The sequence below is a fragment of the Anabaena sp. UHCC 0399 genome (genome assembly GCF_034931465.1).
Lineage (GTDB): Bacteria > Cyanobacteriota > Cyanobacteriia > Cyanobacteriales > Nostocaceae > Trichormus > Trichormus minutissimus.
In genome coordinates, this window is record NZ_JAYGGZ010000031.1 from 37383 (window position 1) to 57538 (window position 20156).

At 41.5% G+C, this 20156-nt stretch carries 13 protein-coding genes; 6 read left to right on the top strand and 7 right to left on the bottom strand.

The window, feature by feature from the left end; all coding sequences use genetic code 11:
- The coding region (locus tag VB693_RS17180; protein ID WP_323267314.1) for a hybrid sensor histidine kinase/response regulator at positions 1-2430 on the top strand (2430 nt) is incomplete at its 5' end.
- A gap of 92 nt (positions 2431-2522) precedes the next feature.
- On the opposite strand, the gene VB693_RS17185 is transcribed toward VB693_RS17180, so the two are convergent.
- Positions 2523-5567, bottom strand: coding sequence for a zinc-dependent metalloprotease (locus VB693_RS17185; RefSeq protein ID WP_323267315.1), 3045 nt, complete (start codon positions 5565-5567; stop codon positions 2523-2525).
- Between the two features lie 474 nt (positions 5568-6041).
- Here VB693_RS17185 and VB693_RS17190 point away from each other — a divergent pair, with 474 nt between their 5' ends.
- Both VB693_RS17190 and VB693_RS17195 read left to right on the top strand, forming a co-directional pair.
- Complete coding sequence (locus VB693_RS17190) at positions 6042-7766, top strand: pentapeptide repeat-containing protein (RefSeq protein WP_323267316.1); 1725 nt, start codon at positions 6042-6044, stop codon at positions 7764-7766.
- A 96-nt stretch (positions 7767-7862) separates the two neighbouring features.
- Positions 7863-9062: an argininosuccinate synthase gene (locus tag VB693_RS17195; protein ID WP_190703640.1), complete on the top strand. Its 1200-nt coding sequence runs from the start codon at positions 7863-7865 to the stop codon at positions 9060-9062.
- 97 nt (positions 9063-9159) lie between these two features.
- Here VB693_RS17195 and VB693_RS17200 read toward each other — a convergent pair whose 3' ends face one another.
- The gene (locus VB693_RS17200; RefSeq protein ID WP_190703641.1) at positions 9160-9789 is read right to left on the bottom strand and encodes a DedA family protein; all 630 of its coding nucleotides are present in this window, start codon (positions 9787-9789) and stop codon (positions 9160-9162) included.
- A gap of 458 nt (positions 9790-10247) precedes the next feature.
- On the opposite strand from VB693_RS17200, the gene VB693_RS17205 reads away from it, so the two are divergent.
- Positions 10248-10601: an STAS domain-containing protein gene (locus VB693_RS17205; RefSeq protein WP_323267317.1), complete on the top strand. Its 354-nt coding sequence runs from the start codon at positions 10248-10250 to the stop codon at positions 10599-10601.
- 260 nt (positions 10602-10861) lie between these two features.
- On the opposite strand, the gene VB693_RS17210 is transcribed toward VB693_RS17205, so the two are convergent.
- Positions 10862-11446 carry a Uma2 family endonuclease gene (locus tag VB693_RS17210; protein ID WP_323267337.1) on the bottom strand — a complete coding sequence of 195 codons (585 nt, stop codon included), beginning with the start codon at positions 11444-11446 and terminating at the stop codon, positions 10862-10864.
- A 201-nt stretch (positions 11447-11647) separates the two neighbouring features.
- Here VB693_RS17210 and VB693_RS17215 point away from each other — a divergent pair, with 201 nt between their 5' ends.
- Positions 11648-14674 carry an SMC family ATPase gene (locus VB693_RS17215; protein ID WP_323267318.1) on the top strand — a complete coding sequence of 1009 codons (3027 nt, stop codon included), beginning with the start codon at positions 11648-11650 and terminating at the stop codon, positions 14672-14674.
- A 114-nt stretch (positions 14675-14788) separates the two neighbouring features.
- Here the strand turns inward: VB693_RS17215 and VB693_RS17220 are convergent, their stop codons facing one another.
- The 4 genes from VB693_RS17220 to VB693_RS17235 all read right to left on the bottom strand — a co-directional run bounded on the left by VB693_RS17220 (position 14789) and on the right by VB693_RS17235 (position 19766).
- The gene (locus VB693_RS17220) at positions 14789-16333 is read right to left on the bottom strand and encodes a peptidoglycan-binding protein (protein ID WP_323267319.1); all 1545 of its coding nucleotides are present in this window, start codon (positions 16331-16333) and stop codon (positions 14789-14791) included.
- A gap of 344 nt (positions 16334-16677) precedes the next feature.
- The gene (locus tag VB693_RS17225; RefSeq protein ID WP_323267320.1) at positions 16678-17160 is read right to left on the bottom strand and encodes an SH3 domain-containing protein; all 483 of its coding nucleotides are present in this window, start codon (positions 17158-17160) and stop codon (positions 16678-16680) included.
- 150 nt (positions 17161-17310) lie between these two features.
- Positions 17311-18822, bottom strand: coding sequence for an AAA family ATPase (locus tag VB693_RS17230; RefSeq protein ID WP_323267321.1), 1512 nt, complete (start codon positions 18820-18822; stop codon positions 17311-17313).
- A 164-nt stretch (positions 18823-18986) separates the two neighbouring features.
- Complete coding sequence (locus VB693_RS17235; RefSeq protein WP_323267322.1) at positions 18987-19766, bottom strand: DUF4058 family protein; 780 nt, start codon at positions 19764-19766, stop codon at positions 18987-18989.
- Positions 19767-19818: 52 nt separating this feature from the next.
- On the opposite strand from VB693_RS17235, the gene VB693_RS17240 reads away from it, so the two are divergent.
- Complete coding sequence (locus VB693_RS17240) at positions 19819-20004, top strand: transposase (RefSeq protein WP_190703662.1); 186 nt, start codon at positions 19819-19821, stop codon at positions 20002-20004.
- Positions 20005-20156: the final 152 nt, after the last annotated feature.

Consider the following 20156-nt stretch of genomic DNA (forward strand, 5'->3'; position numbering starts at 1 on the left):
GGGGAGTTGGCGATAGAGTTTCAGTTAACAGATATTAGCAGCGAGTTAACTAATGAAAATTCAGAAACTAGCTGTGAGTTAATACTCAATGAAATCACAGCAGATATTGAAGAAATAAATACTTTTGCATTACCACTAGAAACAGACACCAATAGCCAAGATGAGTTTGCTGATTTAGAAGCATTACTAGAATTAGAATTATCACCAAGTAATGATGTTAGTTCTATACAAGAAGATGACTTTGCGGATCTAGAGGCGTTGCTGGGTGAGGAAAATAGTCAAACAACACTAGAGGAAAAGCAACCAGCAGTAATTACACCTGCTACACCAAAATTTACCCCAACTACTAGCAAACAAGTTTCATTTCCAGTCCTAAAAGATGAATTTAGTGATCTAGAAAAATTGCTAGCAGAAGCCGATCAAACTATATCTCAGTCAACATCAGTAAAACAGACTACAGCAAAACTTCAACGTTCTTCTATTCGTCGTCAGGCGAAATTTGAAGAAACAATGAAAGTTCCAGTCAAGCAGCTGGACGATATGAATAACTTGGTGGGTGAATTAGTAGTTAATCGCAACACCTTGGAGCAGGATCACGAAAGGTTGCGACAGTCCCTAGATAATTTACTAGTTCAGGTGCAACAGCTCTCAGATGTGGGAGCGAGAATGCAGGAATTGTATGAGCGATCGCTATTGGAAGCATCTTTGTTAGCTAGTCGCAAAACTAGGGAAATTCCCTTAATCATTCATGACTCCAATGCTGATAGGGGTTTTAGCGAATTAGAAATGGATCGCTTTACTCCCTTCCATACACTCTCTCAAGAAATGATTGAATTGATTGTCAGAGTACGTGAGTCGGCTAGTGACATTGATTTTGTGACAGAAGAAACCGAGAGAGTAGCACGACAGTTCCGTCAGGTAACAACTCAGTTACAAGAAGGACTTACACGCGCTCGCATGGTTCCCTTCTCCCAAACAATTGATCGCTTGCGGCGCGGCGTGCGGGACAATGCCATCAAATGTGGTAAACAAGTTGAGTTGATGATTGAAGGTGGTGATACCTTAATTGACAAGATGATTTTGGATCATCTCACCGACCCGTTGACGCATATGCTCAACAATGCGATCGCTCATGGGATTGAAACACCAGATATCAGACAAGCTGCGGGTAAAGCACCTGTGGGAATTATTACTATCCGCGCTTTCCACCAAGGTAATCAAACTGTGATTTCTGTGGGTGATGACGGGGCTGGTATTGATACAGAAAAGATTAAACCCTTAGCAGTGAAGCGAGGCATAATCACACCAGCACAGGCAAAAACTATTTCCCGCCTGGAAATCTATGACCTATTATTCCAAGCCGGGTTTAGTACCAAGGATGAAGCCGATGAAATTTCTGGTCGTGGTGTCGGAATGGATGTGGTACGCTCGGAAATTAGCGAGATTCGCGGCATAGTCAATACAGACTCTACTCTCGGTAAAGGCACAACTTTTACTATTCGTTTGCCACTCACCTTAAGTATTTGTAAGGCTCTGTGTTGTGTTTCTGATAAAGCGAGGATTGCCTTCCCGATGGATGGTGTTGAGGATACTCTAGATATTCCTAGCAAAAATATCCAAAAAAATGCCGATGGACAATCATTTATTTACTGGCGCGATACAATCCTACCATTCCGTCCCCTCAAGGAACTATTAACCTTCAATCGTCAACTCAGTCGCGGTAGTGTTTACGGCGGTAACAGAGATGATGATATGATTTCCGTCGTCGTCGTGAGATCGGGAAATAACCTGTTGGCTCTCCAGATTGACCTAGTGTTGAGTGAGCAGGAAATTGTGATCAAGCAATTTGAAAGTCCAGCACCAAAACCCATTGGTGTGGCTGGTGCTACAGTCTTGGGTGATGGTCGCATCATGCCTATTGCTGACGTATTAGAGCTAATTGACATCTTTCAAGGAAGGATGTCCAAACACAATGGCAATACTCTTTGGCAACAAGCCGTTCCTCCCAGTCTGCCAGAACCTCTACCTGAGAAGATTGATCCGACTGTACTTATTGTTGATGACTCAATTACAGTCCGAGAATTGCTATCTCTTACCTTTAATAAAGCCGGGTATAGAGTGGAACAGGCGCGAGATGGTCAGGAAGCTTGGGACAAACTCCGTTCCGGATTGCCTTGTGATATTGTCTTCTGTGATATTGAAATGCCCCGTTGCGACGGTCTGGAATTGCTATCACGCATTCAAAAAGACTCGAATCTCAACCACCTACCTATTGCTATGCTCACCTCACGGGGTGCGGATAAGCATAGACAAATGGCGATTCAGCTAGGTGCTAGCGGCTACTTTACTAAACCCTACTTAGAAGAAGCTTTACTAGAAGCCGCCGTGCGGATGTTGAAAGGGGAGAAATTGGTAAATAGTGTTGGTTAATTAACGTTTTTGACCTCTCCCCCAACCCCTCTCCGGCGCAGAGAGGGGAGCAAGAAGTCTAGTTTTTCAATGCCCAACGCCCAATTTCCATCTTAATTGCTTTGCAATGGGGCATTCAAGGCTTTTTCAATGCGATCGCGAGTTTCTAGTAAATGAGCTTTGGTATATTGGTCATTAGTATTTACCTGTGACAATTTCTCGTTTAATTGCTTAAGTTGATACCAAGCAAGGGAGCGGGCATCTTCTGGGACATATTCTCGGCGTAATACCATGCCAATCAAAATGTCGAGATATTCCCTTTGTAAACCGCGTCGGAAACTCGTGATTTTTAGCTTTTCATCCTTTGGTTGTAATACCTCTGTCCAAATGCCAGTTTGCAAAGTATCAAATAATTCTGGTAAAGTCAGTGCTTTGTCTGGTGGGCTTTTGATTTCGATATCCTTCATGAGTGAGAGACGACTACCTGAAAGTAAGTCTCTTAATACTGCACTTTGCAATAGCAATGTTAAGTCATGGATGGGATAATCTAAACGCCCAACTTGGGGATACTTGCCCCAATGCAGCCACCTGGAAGGTGCTAATTTATTCAGTAAATCTGGGGGAAAATTCAACGCATCTTCCGCAAAGACATACTTTTGTAGGGTTTTTAAAGCTTGCCTTTGTTTTTCTACTGGTACTTGTGTAAATGGTAATCGCTGTGGTTGATTCTCTGGCTGACTAGATGAGATTTCTCTAGCCTGCATTCGATAAAAAGATTGCCCACCAATGTATTTTGTCGTGTAAAAAATATTATCAAAGTAGTTACTAAGAATACTATTGAACCTATATCTGACATCACTGTAGCTATCTCCCGCCAGTGGGTAACGCTGATTGAGACGTTCCCACATTACCTGTAAATTATTGAGTTGCGCCTGGGAATAAACTAGTACGTTATTACTATAGTCCCAAGCATCGGCAGTGGGATCAAGGTTATATACATCTTCATCGGTGGCGTAACTCAACTCAGGCTGATAAGATTGGTTGGTAATTTCTTGCAGTATTGGCTTTTCAGCGATGGGGGTTCTGGCTTGAGTTGGGGTGTAGCCATACTGAATTGCCCACTGATCATAAAGCCCAACTATGTTGGGGAAATAATCTCCCTGCTTTGTCCCTTGGGGAGCAATATTGGGTGGAATGTAATCCATCACCGAAGTTGTCAAACCTTTGGTACTGGTAATCTCTTGATTATTCATTTCTTCTGGTGCTAGGAAGTTGCTCCCCCGGAAGTTATGACGTAAACCAAGAGTATGACCAACTTCATGAGCAATAATTAAACGTAAATATTCATGGACGTATTGTTGTACTTGTTCTTGGCTGGGTGGTTTATCTGCCAAGAGTGACATCGCCAAAGAACCATAAGCAAATTGATTGGCTGCTTCTATGCCGTAGCAAACATCATATTTACTTGCTAATAAAGATAATCGCTGCAAGAGATGATTTGCCTGGTCTTTATTGGTTGTAGTGAGATTATTGTTACACAGACGGCGATCGCGGATTAATTCTGATAAGGAAGTACGGGTTGGGGTTTGATTGGGTTGTATCAGCTGTTCATATTGACCTCTGAGGAAGCGAACAAAACTGGCATCTACTAAGATATCTGCATCCAAGATTTCCCCAGTTAATGGGTTAACACGGGATGGCCCCATCGCAAAATAACCATCCACGGTGTTAATCCAGCGAATTGTATTGTAGCGGATATCAGCAGGATCCCAAGTGGCATTATCTGGCATTTGCCGGACTTCGATTGCATCCTTAAATCCGGCTTTGAGAAAGGCTTGATTCCACATCAGCACCCCTTCTTTAACAGCATCGCGGTACTTTAACGGTACGGCGTTATCAATCCAGAACACAATCGGTTTTTTAGGACGAGATATGTGTGCTTCGGGGTTTTGTTTTTCTAGATGCCAGCGATTAATGTAGCGGACAAAGGTATCATCGCGATCGTCGCTTGATAAATCTTGGTAGGCAGTAATAAAATACCCAACACGTTCATCAGCTAATCGGGGACGATAATTATTATTTGGTAGTTGTGAGAGACTGTAGTGAACCCGGAGGGTAAAAGCACGGTTATCAGGTATGGATCTTAAACCTAGCATTTCAATTTCTTTAGCACTACTACTGAAAAAGTTCAACACCGATTCAACTTCTAGGTTTTGGGGAAAGGCTTTAGCATTACCAAAATATGATTGTTCTGTGTTGGGAGCAATACCTATACTAAAAGCTAATCCTGCCAAGTCGGTTAGTAGTAAGTCACCTAAGTCAATCAGTAAGGTTTTGCGTTGGGGATGAATGCTTTTAATGGCTATAGAGTAGAGAATGGAATCACTAAAAGACCTGGTGCGCGATCGCGCTTGGGGATCGCCTTCACGCGTGCGAAAATTAACATTACGCACCACAAAATTTAATTTATTATCCAGTCGTTGAAAATAAAACAAAAAATCTTGCAGTGGCATCCCACTATAAATTCCCTTTTCACCAATACCAGATTCTAGTGTGGTAGTAGCTAAGTAGTTTTTATTGAGTTGTTCTGGCTTTATTTCTAGATAAATTTTATTTTTTTCTTGATGGCGATATAAGGTAAATAACCCGTCTAATTTTTCAGTATCTTTGGTGATTTCGCTAAATTCTTCTAAATCATCTTTTTTATCTGGCTTAGTTCTTGTCGCAGGTTGCTTTGCTGACTTATCTGTAGGTTTACCAGCCTTTAATAATGGTTGCTGCCATGATTGTTTAGTATCTTTAACTAGCCAATAAAACAACTGGCTTTTTACCTGTTGCTGTTGATCAATTACCCATACCTGCCCCGGTATCTGTACCAACGATTGAGGGGATAGTTTGAGAGTATCAGGAACTAGTTTTTTTGATGTAAGTTGGGTTTGGGGGTGTATATTTGAAGGAATAGACGCAGATATTTTGGTACTTTTATATAGATGAGTTTGTTGGTTGAGTTGCTCTGGTGACTTACCCGCTATGTTGGTTTTTTCCCTGTCATGAAATGTTTGACGCACTGGACTATGCGTTATTGATTTGGCATTAGCAGTTGTGATGGTGAACAACAAACTAGGCAACAAAATTAGATAAAAGCTCAACGTATTCATTTAGTTAATCCTTGATCAGGATAATCAATTAATTTTTACTAATTAAAGTATTTCTACTTATTTTCAATACTTGTAACTACCCAATCAGTGACAAGCAGCTAATCAGTTCATTTTTAACAATCATTTTTAGTCTGGTTGTTTTCTTTTGGTGTAGTATTTTTCCTAACAATAGTCTTTGTAGCAAACCTTACGTGTTATTTTGATCACAGTTTCGTAAAGCTGCCCATTCTGAATATCATATCTTAGTCAAAATCCTTCAAAATGACTAGTTTTTCTGGAAAATGACCTAATCTTAAGTTTAAAAATTTAGTTTTACTAAGAGAAAAATGCCTGTGTAGATGAATAAATTGCCACACTTAATTAACTAGTTATAGTTTATACAATGTTATCGAGAAATTCAAAAAGCCATCTCAAACATAAATTTTTCTAGGCAATCTTGATATTGAAAAATAATCAGTATTAATGGATACAAATATGTCACAATTACCTCAGGTTTGGAAACTTTTACAAAATTACGTAAAAGGCACAAGGTCAGAAGATAGACCGATAAAGAAGCATTTGGAATCTACAGCATTTTTACCTCTCAGAAAAAAGTTCCAGAAAGCAGATAAAAAGATATCCTTTCATCAAGATAATTTACAAAAAGATATTTTATTGCAACAGTTACAAACAAACTTAGAATTATGGACAGAATCAGAGGAAGGTAGCGAGTTTAATGTCAGCGATCGCCAACTTTATGCAAAAATATACAACTTATTAGGCAATGGTGCATTGACATCAGAAATAGTGGAAAAGTTGATGGATTTGCTCATCACTGAAAATCGCTGGCAACCACTACTACTTTTTCAGCGTTTAGAAGGTTTTTATGTACGTTGGTGTCGGGGAGAATTTATTGATGCGCCACCTGGTGATAACTTACCTCAGCGAAAATTGATAGAGATGATAGCACAGAATCAGGCGATCGGGCTGAGACAAGTAGATATATATACAGGATTAAACGTATTAATTTTACTGCTGAAATTACATTTTTACGCTCAAACGCAAGAGGAACTACGGCATCACATCAACTTTTATCCCTCCAGTCAACCAGATACAGACAGCTTTTTCACATCCCAACTGCTGCGGGTGATTAACTATAGTGATGCCATTGAAATTGGTAACTTTAGTAATATCGTCGGGGAATTTCTCCAAGGTGCTAACTTTAGGGGTGCATACCTGGGTGATGCCAATCTCACAGGAGTTAATTTTAGGGGCGCAAATCTCTCAGGTGCATATTTGGGTGATGCAAACCTAACTGGTGCCAACTTTCAAGATGCTAACCTAGCAGGCGCAAACCTAGGTGATACCAACCTCAGTGGCGCAAACCTCACAGGTGCTAACCTAATTAATGCAGACCTCAGCAGTGCTAACCTCACAGGTGCTAACCTTACAAGTGCTAACCTTGATCGTACCGAATTAAGCCGTGCTGACCTCAGCAGTTGCCAGATCAATAATGCTGAACTATCTCACGCTAACCTGAGTGGTGCTAACCTCAGAGATGCTGAACTTATCAGTGCCAACCTAGCCAACGCCGTTCTTTTCGGTGCAAATCTCAGCGATGCTAACCTCAAAAATGTTAACCTCAACCACGCTGACCTTTGTCGCGCTGATTTATCTGGTGCTGATTTATCTGGTGCAGTTTTGAATGGTACGAACCTCAGTGACACAATTCTGTTCAGCACTAACTTGAGTGCAGCCAGTCTCATGGCCGCAGACCTCAGCTATGCCAAACTCAACGGGGCTAAACTTAACGATGCTCAACTCAACGGTGCAATGTTTTTAGGTGCAGACCTGAGTGGTGTTGACCTGAGTCGGGTAGTTCTCAACGATGCTGATTTGAGTGGTAGTATTCTGAGCGAAGCTGATTTGAGTGGTGCAGACCTTAGTGATGCGGTACTCTTGGGTACTGATCTGAGTTTTGCTAATCTCAATAGTGCCAATTTGAGTGGTAGTAATCTTAGTGGTGCAATGCTTAATGGTGCAGACTTAACGGAAGCTAATCTTAGCTACACCATTCTTGATGATACAGATGTAACTGAAGCCAACTTAGAAGCTACAAACTGGGGTGAAAAGCAGCAATGGGAAGGCGTGCGGGGTTTAGAGACTGCGCTGAATGTACCTTTGGCGTTGAAGAAGCAGTTAGGGTTAACTAACAGTTAATTACCCCAGAGTTTGTTGCATTAAGAAAATATACATGATGTAGTTAGATATAATAATTACTCATTAATTATGGTGTTTTCCTAAGTGGAGAAACAAATGGGTCGTGCCAAAAAGGTTGTTCTAGCATATTCTGGTGGAGTCGATACCTCCGTTTGCATTCCCTACCTCAAAAAAGAGTGGGGCGTAGAAGAGGTGATTACGTTAGCAGCAGATTTAGGTCAGGGAGATGAATTAGAACCAGTTCGAGAAAAAGCACTAAAATCGGGTGCAAGTGAATCCCTCGTGGCGGATGTGAAAGATAGCTTTATCAAAGACTATGCTTTTCCGGCAATTCAAGCTAACGCCCTTTATGAAAATCGCTATCCCCTAGGAACTGCCCTGGCTCGTCCATTAATTGCTAAGATACTGGTCGAAGCTGCACAAAAATATGGTGCTGATGCGATCGCACATGGTTGTACTGGTAAAGGAAACGATCAGGTACGCTTTGATGTCTCCTGTGCTGCATTAAATCCCAACTTGAAGATTCTCGCACCGGCGCGGGAATGGGGGATGAGCCGAGAAGAAACTATCGCCTACGGTGAACAATTTGGGATTCCGGCCCCAGTGAAAAAGTCTTCTCCTTATAGTATTGACAAGAATTTGCTTGGTCGTAGCGTTGAAGCTGGTGTGTTGGAAGATCCCCGATTTGAGCCACCAGAAGAAATTTATGAAATGACCAAGGCGATCGCTAATACCCCCAATGAGCCAGAATATTTAGAGATTGGATTTACTCAAGGTCTTCCTACCACTCTAAATGGTGTAGCCAAAAACCCTGTAGAGATGATTCAAGAACTGAATCAAGTAGTGGGAAGTCATGGTGTCGGGCGCATTGACATGATTGAAAACCGCTTAGTAGGGATCAAATCACGAGAAATCTATGAATCCCCAGCTATGTTAGTGCTAATTCAAGCCCACAGAGATTTAGAAAGCTTGACCTTAACCGCAGATGTGAGCCATTACAAACGGGGAATTGAAGAAACCTATAGCCAAATAGTTTACAACGGCTTGTGGTACAGTCCACTTAAAGGTGCTTTAGATGCGTTTATTCAAAAGACACAAGAACAAGTATCTGGAACTGTCCGCTTGAAACTCTTTAAAGGTAATGCAACGATAGTTGGGCGATGGAGTGATAATTCACTTTATACTCCGGACTTAGCAACCTATGGATCTGAAGATCAGTTTGACCATAAAGCGGCTGAAGGCTTCATTTACGTATGGGGACTACCTACTCGTATTTGGGCGCAGAAAACTAGATAAAGGCAAAAATAAAAAGCCTAGGGGAGTGGCTTTAGCCCTCCCCGTAGCAACAGCTGAGAATCCCCGTCCATTTATGGCGGGGAGAGGTCAATTTTTTCTAATCTTCTGCGGCTTGTTTAACTTGACGAGATTCCAACCACAGAGGGATAAGAATCAAAGCTGCAAGTATGAGTAAAGCTAAAATTGCAAACTGACTAACCCAAGCTACCAATTGTTCCAGGGAAACAATCTTACCTGCAAAAAAGGCTAACGTCACCATTAAACTAGCCCAAGCGGTTGCTCCTAAAATGTTGTATACCAAAAATGTTCGGAAAGGCATCTCAGCTATACCAGCTAGGGGTGCAGCAAAGATGCGTAATAGGGCAAAAAAGCGACCAAAAAATACAGCTTTCGCTGCGTTTTGGCTAAATTGCTCTTTAATATTCAACAATCGCACTTCACTAATCCGAAATATCTTACCTACTTGTAGTAAAAAAGACCAGCCGCCTAGTCTACCAATCCAGTAGCCGCAAATTCCACCAATGAAAGCACCACTCACGGCAATACCAAGAACTATCCAGTAATTCAATTCATTACTACCAGCTAGAAAGCCACCCACTAAGGTTACGGTTTCGCCGGGAAGAGGAATGCCCAAGTTTTCTAGCAATATTCCCAAAAAAATAGCCCAGTAACCGTAATGATGGGCAAACTCCTGGATGTTTTCAAGTGAAATCAACTCAAGAGACATCCCGCACCGCCGCCTTTACAATTTTTTACTTTACATACATCTTTGCTTGTTTATAGGTGGGGTGTCAATCAAGGTATTACATCAATATATTAAATTTAAATCTATATTATTCATCAGTAATTTACGATTGACAATCAAATATCAATCAGTTAATAGCATAAATACATATAAACTCAAATAAATCAATCACTTATTATAAAAATTTTATAAAAACCTTGGAGAAATATAAAATTTCTGTAAAAGATACGATTGATACGGAAATCATTAGGCGTTTGTGCCTATATTGAGGAATGTTAAAATAAATTATACGGAATAAATACTGAAGCGATCGCGTCAACTTTTAATGATTGCCAACTACTAATTTTAGTAGATTTGGCAATGATTTTACAAGTGACAAATCATCAGTATTCATCTCCTATTCCTGCTTTTTTAAGTGTTTCAACTACTTGGTTAAATTTATGACTCTCACACAAGAATTGCAAGTGGTTTTGTTTAAGCCCCAAGGAAGTATAGACTTACAGGATGGTAAGGCTTTGAGTGAAAAGATTGCTGAAATCGTTCCTCAACCCCATCAACTCTGGGTAATTGATCTAGCAGCAGTAGATTTTATGGACAGTTCTGGGTTAGTTTCATTAGTGAAAGCCATCACATCAGCAAGACAAAATAGTTGTCGCTTAGTTCTGTGTAACGTACAAACCCCTGTACGGCTAATTTTAGAACTGACACAATTAGACTCAGTATTTGAGATTTTTGATACTTACGAAGATATCTTGAATGGCATTAATAACGATAAATTATCATTAGCAAGCTGACCCTCCAGATTATAAAAATAATTCGGTAATGTCAAGATAATTAGGTGAATATCTAAGATTTACCTTCGCCAATTTCTAAATAGCTTCACAGGGGAGAAGTTTGGAAGGTAGTATTTACAAGTCGCGTAGCGTCTGCAACAGTCGCCTATCCTGTCGCAGACGCTACGCGTAGCTTGCTTCCCCAAAGGTTTTAAAAGACTGGATGTTGAAATTAGTAACCCAGTAGATATCTATCAGCTGATGTTTAGAAATGCGATTATCTATTGATTTTCTGTTCCTTCGGCTGCAAATTGAACTTGTTGGTACAAAGAGGCGATCGCTATTTCTACATTCACTGATTCCAGTAACAATCTGTCGCCCAAACTATACTCCGACAGTACCCATTTCCCAAATTCGTTACGCCGAAATACTTCCACAGCCGGTTGTGCTACTTGTACTAAGACATATTCTTGCAAGGTTGGAGATTGACGATATGCGGCAAACTTTTTCCCACGATCAGCTGCTTCTGTTGAAGGTGATAGCACTTCAATAATTAAGCAGGGAAATTGTACCAATTGTGGATCGCGATCGCGCTCGTCGCAAGTCACCACGACATCAGGATAAAAATACTTTTGACCCGGTTCTACCTGCACTTTCACATCTACAATGTATACTTCACAGGCGCGATCTGCGAGGGCATCATCTAGAATCTTTGAGAAATTGAGAGAAACCCGATTATGATTGCGTGTTCCACCAGTCATCGCAACAACTTCACCATCCCAATATTCGTAGCGTTGTTCTTGGGTAAGTTCCCAAATCAGATATTCTTCTGCGCTCATAAGAATGTTATCGGGTAAAGCAACCATCATGCAATCGGGGAATGATTTACTTTTCTAGAATAGCTAATCGCAGCGATCGCCTTTCTAACAAAATTCCCTCATCCTATTGTTAATTTTCGTAAAATTGCGGACACTTAAACTAGAAACCTGATAAACACCTAGATAAACTATCAAAGAGTGCATCTGTACTGCTAGTTAATAATCTGTAAATGTGGCGATATAGCCTGAATGATCCCAGTACAACTTATCCTCAAAAATTTTCTTAGTTACCGTGATGCAACTTTAGATTTTCGTGGTTTGCATACGGCTTGTATTTGTGGTTCTAATGGAGCAGGTAAATCATCTCTTCTCGAAGCAATGACATGGGCAATTTGGGGTGAAAGCCGTGCTGCTGCTGAAGATGATGTAATTCATTCTGGGGCAAAAGAAGTTAGAGTTGATTTTACTTTTCAAACTAATCAACAAAAATATCGCATCATCCGTAGCCGAGTTAGAGGCGCGGCTGGGGGTCTAGAGTTTCAAATTGAGACATCCTCTGGGTTTCGTGCCTTGACTGGTAAAGGAATAAGGGCAACACAGGATTTAATTTTAGAATACATTAAGCTCGATTACGATACTTTTATTAACTCTGCCTATCTGCGTCAAGGACGTGCAGATGAATTCATGCTCAAGCGTCCGAGTGAACGCAAAGAGATTTTAGCGGAGTTGTTAAAACTGAATCAGTATGATGAATTAGAAGAACGAGCCAAGGACTCATCTCGTCAGTTTAAAGCTAGGGCTGAGGAATTAGAGCGTTCTTTAGATTCAATTAAAACTCAACTACAGCAACGTCATACAACTCAAACTAAAAAGGCAGAATTAGAAGCTGAAATTAACCAATTACAACAAGTACAAGCTTTTGATAATATTCAATTACAAAGTTTGCAAGTTGTCCAACACCAACGCATAAATTGGGAACAACAGCTAAATTTTGTCAAGCAGCAATATCAGAATTTAACTCAAGATTGCGATCGCCTACAACAAGAGCAGTCATCTATTAACAGTCAAATTACCCAGTTAGCCGCACTCATCAACCAAGAAACTGAGATAAAAAATGGCTTCACCCATTATCAAAATCTGCAATCTCAAGAAGAAGCCTTTGCCATCAAATTTGATGAATATACCCGTGCTACTGCCCTACGTCAACAAAAGCAGCAACAACTCACTAAACAAATTCATGAGTTAGAACGTCAACTGCAACAAGTCCAAGGACAACTAGCCGCCTTACAACAGCAAGAGCAAGAAATTCAGCAAACACTCTCGAAATCTGGGGAAATTGAAACAGCATTAGCCCAACTAGCCGCAGCACGTCGCCATCTTACCCATTTAGATGAACTGCAAATGCAAGTCTCGCCTTTATTGCAGCAGCGACAAAACTTACAAAGTCATTTAGATCGGGTTCACGCTGGGTTAGTAGCCAGACTAGAACAGCTACAAGTCACAGAAAATCAACTGCAACGTTCCTCTCAACGCCAACCCCAACTGCAACAAGCGGTGATGGAAGTAGCAATGCAGATTGATCAAATGGACAAAGATCGGGTTTATTTGCAACGAGTTCAGGAAAAAGGACAAGAAAGACGGCACTTTATAGAACGTCTCCAAGCGCAACACCGGGAATATGAAAGATTATTGGGGGAATTGGAGCAAAAATTGCAAATGCTCCGCACTCCCGATGCTATTTGTCCCTTGTGTGAACGTCCCTTAGATGAGCATCATTGGAATCGCGTTGTAGATAAAACGAAGGATGAATATAAAGAAACAGAGGGGCAATTGTGGGTATTTCGGGAACAAATGGCGGTTTCCGATAGAGAAATTCAATTACTGAGGCAAGAATATAAGGAAATATTCCAGAAATTGAATGCTTATGACGGCTTACGGGAGCAAAGAGGACAATTAGCCGCACAGTTGCAATCTACCAGCGATGCAGAACAGCATTTACAACAACTAGCAGCCGAAAAACAACACCTAGAGAGATCGCTGCAAGCTGGTGATTATGCGCCCACTCAGCAAGCCGAACTCAGGCAGCTAGAACAATATCTCCAACAACTCAATTACAATGAGCAAGACCATGCTCTAGCTCGTAGCGAAGTAGAAAGATGGCGATGGGCAGAAATTAAACAAGGACAAATGAAAGATGCTGCTAAACGTCAAGCCCAATTAGCAGCCCGTAAACCAGAATTACAAGCTCAAATTGCTCAATTACAAACCAGAATCCAGCAAGAACAAATTGATTCTGAATGTGCCAAGCAAATCGCTGCGATTGAGAGCCAAATTAAGGAACTTGCTTATAGTTCCGAACAGCACAACCAGATCCGCACCGCCCTACGTCAAGCCCAATCGTGGCAATTGCGCCATCAACAATTGTTGTCAGCCCAGCAACAGTATCCCCAACTCCAGGCGAGATTACAAGATTTAGAGACATCCAGAAATACCAGGTTGCAAGAGAGACAACAACTTGTTAGCCAAATTAACAGTATTGAGCAGCAGTTAGCTACATCTGCCAATCCTATTGAACAGATTCAAGCTTTAGAGCAGCAAATAGCAACCCGCAGAAGGCAACTTGATGAATGTATCACCCAATTGGGGCGTTTAGAACAGTTAGCTCTGCAACTGGAAACTCTGCAAACACAGTATGAAGAACAACAGCAACAACTGCAAACTTCTAAACAACAATATCGGGTGTATCAGGAATTAGCGCAGGCATTTGGTAAAAATGGCATCCAAGCTTTAATGATTGAGAATGTGTTACCTCAACTAGAAGCAGAGACAAATCAACTATTGTCACGGCTGAGTGCTAATCAACTGCACGTACAATTTATCACACAAAAAGCCGGAAGAACCGGTAAATCTACGAAGAAAAACGCCAAATTAATTGACACCTTAGATATTTTAATCGCCGATGCTAGAGGCACACGCGCCTATGAGACTTACTCTGGTGGAGAGGCATTTAGAATTAACTTTGCAATTCGGTTAGCCTTGGCGAAATTATTAGCACAAAGAGCCGGAGCAGCCTTACAGTTATTGATTATCGATGAAGGTTTCGGCACACAGGATGCAGAAGGATGCGATCGCCTGATTGCCTCTATTAATGCGATCGCCAACGATTTTGCCTGCATTCTCACAGTTACCCATATGCCCCACCTCAAAGAAGCCTTCCAAGCCAGAATAGAGGTAAATAAGACACAAGAAGGCTCGCAAGTCCGCCTGTTAACTTGAGAGTGCTGAGTTCCCAGTCCTGAGTCCTGAGTAGAAACTTCACTCATCACTCCTTACCCAGCACCGGCTAAACGCCGCGCTACCGCTAACACAACTCAGCACTCACAAGCACTCCTAAAAATACTGGACTCTAGCATCTAAACCGTTAGAACGTAACAATTTAGACCTTTGCTCTGCCAAAAGGCGATCGCTGAATGCACCAGCATTCACATAACTCCCTAAATTGGATTTATCAGCGTAGGCGTTGGGTACATAACGACGTACTTGATTGAGCGTATTCTGGTTGTTAATTGGTACTATCACCACATAACGATTATTATTAGGACGGTTAGTAGAAAAGTTAGAAACATTCCCCCGCATTATGGGAACGTTATTTACATTCGATGCTTGATTTATATTTAGTGCTTGCCAAGTTTGCCAATCTACTCTCCCTGTGGGATTGATTTGATAGGATTGCTGGAAGTTAGCTACAGATGCCCTAGTGTATTCATCAAAATAACCATCTATACTTTTATCAAAAAAGCCTAACTGTGCTAGACGCTGTTGTACTACTCTGACATTTTCGCTGCGATCGCCAACAAAGAGAACATCTTGACTAGGCTGATTAGCGTATCTAACGTTCCAAGCTTGACGTACTGCTTCTAAGATTTGTACATCAGCAATGCCATCGGTACTCAGTCTATTATCTCGCTGAAATTGTATAATTGCTTCCCGCGTCATCGCCCCCACAGTGCCAGTAGGGTTAGTATTAAAATATCCCAAATCCCGCAGACGTTGTTGCAAATCTCTGACTTGCTGAGTCGAAAGGCTAGGTCTAACTGGATTTTGAGCAAAACCCTCTAGTGCATTCCAAGTTTGCCGATTCACAACGCCAGTGGCTGAAATCCCTACACGACGTTGAAAAGCAATGACAGCATCTTTAGTGATGCGTTGAAAATTGCCAGTGGGATTAGCATTAAAATAACCCAACTGACGCAAACGCTGTTGTAGACTGGTTACAGCTTGTCCACTACTACCTTCAGAAAGAACTGGGTATCGCCCGCCTACACCAGTTGCATTTCTAATAGCTTCAGTAGTTCTAGAACCGACCACACCATCAGCCCCAATTCCCACAGAACGCTGAAAACGGATGACAGCTTGCTGAGTTTCTGTCCCAAAATAGCCGGTATTGGGGGCGTTAAAATAGCCTAGCTGCTTGAGATTTCTTTGTAATTGAGAAACGGCTGTTCCTCTACTCCCGATTTTCAATTCTCCACTAGCATTTCTAGCCTGACAAGCTCTTTGTAGGGCTGTTTGTGTACTGCCACCAACAATCCCATCAGGCGTTAATCTATTGGCTCGCTGAAACCCAATTACAGCCCTTTGAGTCAAGGCGGCAAATTTGCCTGTGGCCGGGGCATTTAAAAAGCCTAATTGCTTTAAACATCTTTGGATGTTTGTAACATTAGCACCGCTACTGCCTATTTTTTCCAGAGCCAAAGCCTGTCCAGCTACACTCAAAACACCTGTAGTTAATGCCACAGATAACAGCCGCATTGCCGTAACACTAGACAAATTCCGCCACTGCAAAAATTGCCAATTAATTTCAATAGGAATAAACTCAATACTTTCAGATTCCTCGTAGATAGATGCTATATAAGAATAACCAGTAGTATCCATAGTTATATTGCTATTTTTTTGTTTATCGAAGTTATCTGATCCAGACGTTTCTGAATACAGAACTTGACTAAGCAATTTACAGTTCCAAATTGAACATGAAAGAAACAATTCATGCTAAGAATAGCTTCTAGGATGATTTAGCCTAAAAGCCACTGAGTTTAGTAAATGACTTTCAATCAGTATAAATATAGAGAATAATATACTACTTACTCAAATTTTATATACTAATGTTAATTTATATCCCTGAGTTCAAATCCCCCACCAATTGTTGGTAGTCATGAGTGGGGGATTTAAATCCCATATCATATGCCTTGATAACTGTCCACTATTCACTGTTCACTGATTTAATTAACCCGTTCAATATTACCGACCTTTACCCAACCTTCCTGTTTACTGCCTTCGATACGAATTTTTAGCCACTTTTTATCTTGGTTTTCTTCCAAAACAATAATATTTTGTTTAAACGCAACACTGCCAACGCGCTCGGCATCTTGTTTAGGTTCAGCACGTAAACTTAACCCTTCAGACCAAGTGACACGTCCTTGATAAGCTCCTGGTGGCAATGCTTCTGATGATTCTGTAGGGGTGGGAGTAGGAGAAGGGGTAGAACTAGGAGAAGTTGTCGATTTAGGAGTAGGTGTAGTTTTTAAACCAGCCTTTTGCGGATTTGGCGTTTGGAGGGCAGGGCTATCATTGGCATAAGTAGGTTTAGTAGGGGGTATAGCAGTTCTATTCATAAAATAGAGGGCTACAGCTACACCGCTACCAACTAAAACTGCGATCGCTAATAAAAATCCCAATATAAACTTTAGTAAACCAGAAACCATAGTTAAATCCTTGTCAATAATCAATAGTCAATAGATTTTTCCCCTGTCACCTGTCACCTGTCACCTATTAACCAATAGTCCATATTAGTTGATGATTAACTCTGAATTATGGACTATTGAAGGTGAATTCACCAACTGTATTGAGATAAATTACCGTAGCTTACCAAAGGTATCGCTTAAAGGTGTTTGTTTTGAAGCTAAACGCGCTCTCCCTGCTGCTGCCCATTCTTGCAGTTTTTGGATTTGCTCTACAGCTGTGCGGGCTAAGGGGATAATTTGACTAGCTGCTTCTAAAACATCGTCCGTAGTAAAGTCTCGGTTTTGGCTAAATCCAATGTGCATGGCTTCAATTAAAGTTTGCTCAATTTCTGCCCCAGAAAAATCGGGTGTTTCGTATGCTAATCGGTTAATGTCATAATTTTTCAAATTGTGGGGGCGTAGTCGGGATAAATGCACATTAAAAATAGCTTTTCTTTCATCTTGGCTGGGTAAGCCGACAAAGAAAATTTCATCAAACCTACCTTTGCGCAGCATTTCCGGCGGTAAGGCTTGGATGTCGTTGGCGGTAGCCACCACAAATACAGGTGAGGTTTTTTCAGCTAGCCAGGTAATAAACGTACCAAATACACGGCTAGTTGTTCCTGCATCACCTTTACTACCCAGTCCAGAAAAGGCTTTATCTATTTCATCAATCCACAAAATGCAGGGGGCGAGAGCTTCTGCTACTTGGATCATTTGGCGAGTGCGAGATTCTGATTCACCCACCAAACCAGCAAACAAGCGTCCTACATCTAGCCGGAGTAGGGGTAAATGCCAGTGATGGGCGATCGCTTTTGCCGTTAATGATTTCCCAGTTCCCTGAATCCCCACCAATAATAAACCCCTGGGATGGGGTAAACCGTACTGACGCGCTCGTTCAGTAAACGAGCCTCCCCGCCGCAATAGCCAATCTTTAAGGTTATCCAGTCCCCCAATATCGGAAATTTGCTCAGTGGCGGGGTAAAAGTCGAGAATTTGGGTTTGGCGGATAGTTTGGCGTTTTTCCTCCAAAACTAAATCTACGTCTTCTGGTTGTAATTCGCCGTGGGTGGCGATCGCCTTGGCCAAAACCCGCCGAATCCTCTCCATTGAAAGTCCTTGGCAAGAACGCACTAAATCATCTAAAACTTTGCCAGATAGTGAGTTACCCGTGGCTTTTAGTAAGCGTTCTACCTCTGTTTGAATTTCAGGGGCGGCGGGTAAAGGAAACTCCACAACCGTTAATAATTCGGTTAAATCATCAGGAATCGCAATCCGTGGTGATAACAAAACAATATTTTTGGGTTGGGACTTGAGGAGTCGCGCTAAGTTGCGGAGTTTACGAGCGATCGCCACATCATCTAAAAACCGATGATAGTCTCGTAAAATTAAGACTGCTGGGGCTGAAGCAGATAATTTTTCTACAAATTCTAAAGCTTGCAGAGGGTTACGTCTTCCAAATCCCTCATCATTGGGGTTTCCTTGACAGCCATCGACAAAATCCCAAGTATATACAGGGCGATTCCCTTGATTGTTGGCTTCTTCTCGGATTACTGCTTCTACCCGTTCCTCTTCATAGGTGGGAATATAAATTAAGGGGTAGCGAGCGCGTAGCAGCAGTTTAAACTCTTCGCGAAAGTTCATATATCATTAGTTGTTAGTTGCTCTTGATGGCAATGTACAACAATTCCTATCTGCTTTGATTTTTGTTCGTGCAGGGTGGCATAGCCACACTTAATATATTGATAATTATTTTTAGGGTGCGTCGCTCATCTCCCGACTACCTGAAATTAACGGCAACTGTAACGTCAACCTTGCTGTTGTAATAATGTATTAGCCCAAGCAGCATCATTTTCTTGAAGGGGTGGAACTGGCTTTTGTGTATAGTCTATAGCCAGATCAAATCCAGCGCGATCGTACACACCATCTATTAATACTTTTAAATCTATTATTGGTTCGACATCACCCCGACGCAAGGGTAATAAAAAAGTTGGAATCTGCTCTTGCAACCCAAAAGGGTATAATTCTGCTTTGGGACGGGATGGGCTACGACTCACCAAAATTCGATAATGTGATTGAATTTGCATACCCAAAATAGGCATAGGCTCACCACCGCGTAACAAATCGATTTCTACTAAATGAGTTGAGCTACCTAATATTTGCTGACGCTTAGTTTCGTATGCTTTTCTACCCTCACCAGAACGCTTATTTTTGGGTGACAACACCTCAATTACTGTGACAACTTCCCCAGTTCCCACTTCTCGCACCTCTAGATATGCCTCCCTTACTTCTTCTGGGATGGGAACGCTGACAGTCATGGGTTTTGCAGGTGGTGAAGCTACCGCGAGTGGAGATTGTTCCTTTTCGGAATTGGTGAGAGAACGCCCCATAACTACATCAGGGATACCAACTAAGACAGCATTTTCATCTGTCATCTGATACACTCGTTTTTCTACAGCTACACGGTATTTAGGTCGTAGTTGAGGAGCAACGGCATCAGCGATCGCAATAATTAATCTACTATGAACTTCAGGCCAAAGTTCTGGATTTTCAAGGTAGGGATTCATCCCTGGAAACGGTGAGGGCATAGATTGGTCGTGATAGAGTTCTTAAGGCTGATCCTAGCAATCTACTATTGTTATGAATAATTCACAAATTTGGTATATTGTCAAGTGTAATACTGGTAATTGCAAAATCGTCCCCAGCCAAGAAGTTGAGGACGATGGTGTCAATATTATCGACCAGTGGGGGCCGTTTAACTCACAGGAAGAAGCGATCGCTAGAAGAGTTGGACTCATCAGGTCTGGCAAATGCCAACCTCAATGAGTGCTGAGTGCTGAGTGCTGAGTTATGAGTTAAGTAAATACTCCGTAATATTATATACAGTTCATTGTGAGCCAGTTTCCTTCTTTAAGGGACTGGAAAACATATCCCAAAATTAAAACTCACCACTCACTACTCACTACTCATTACTCACC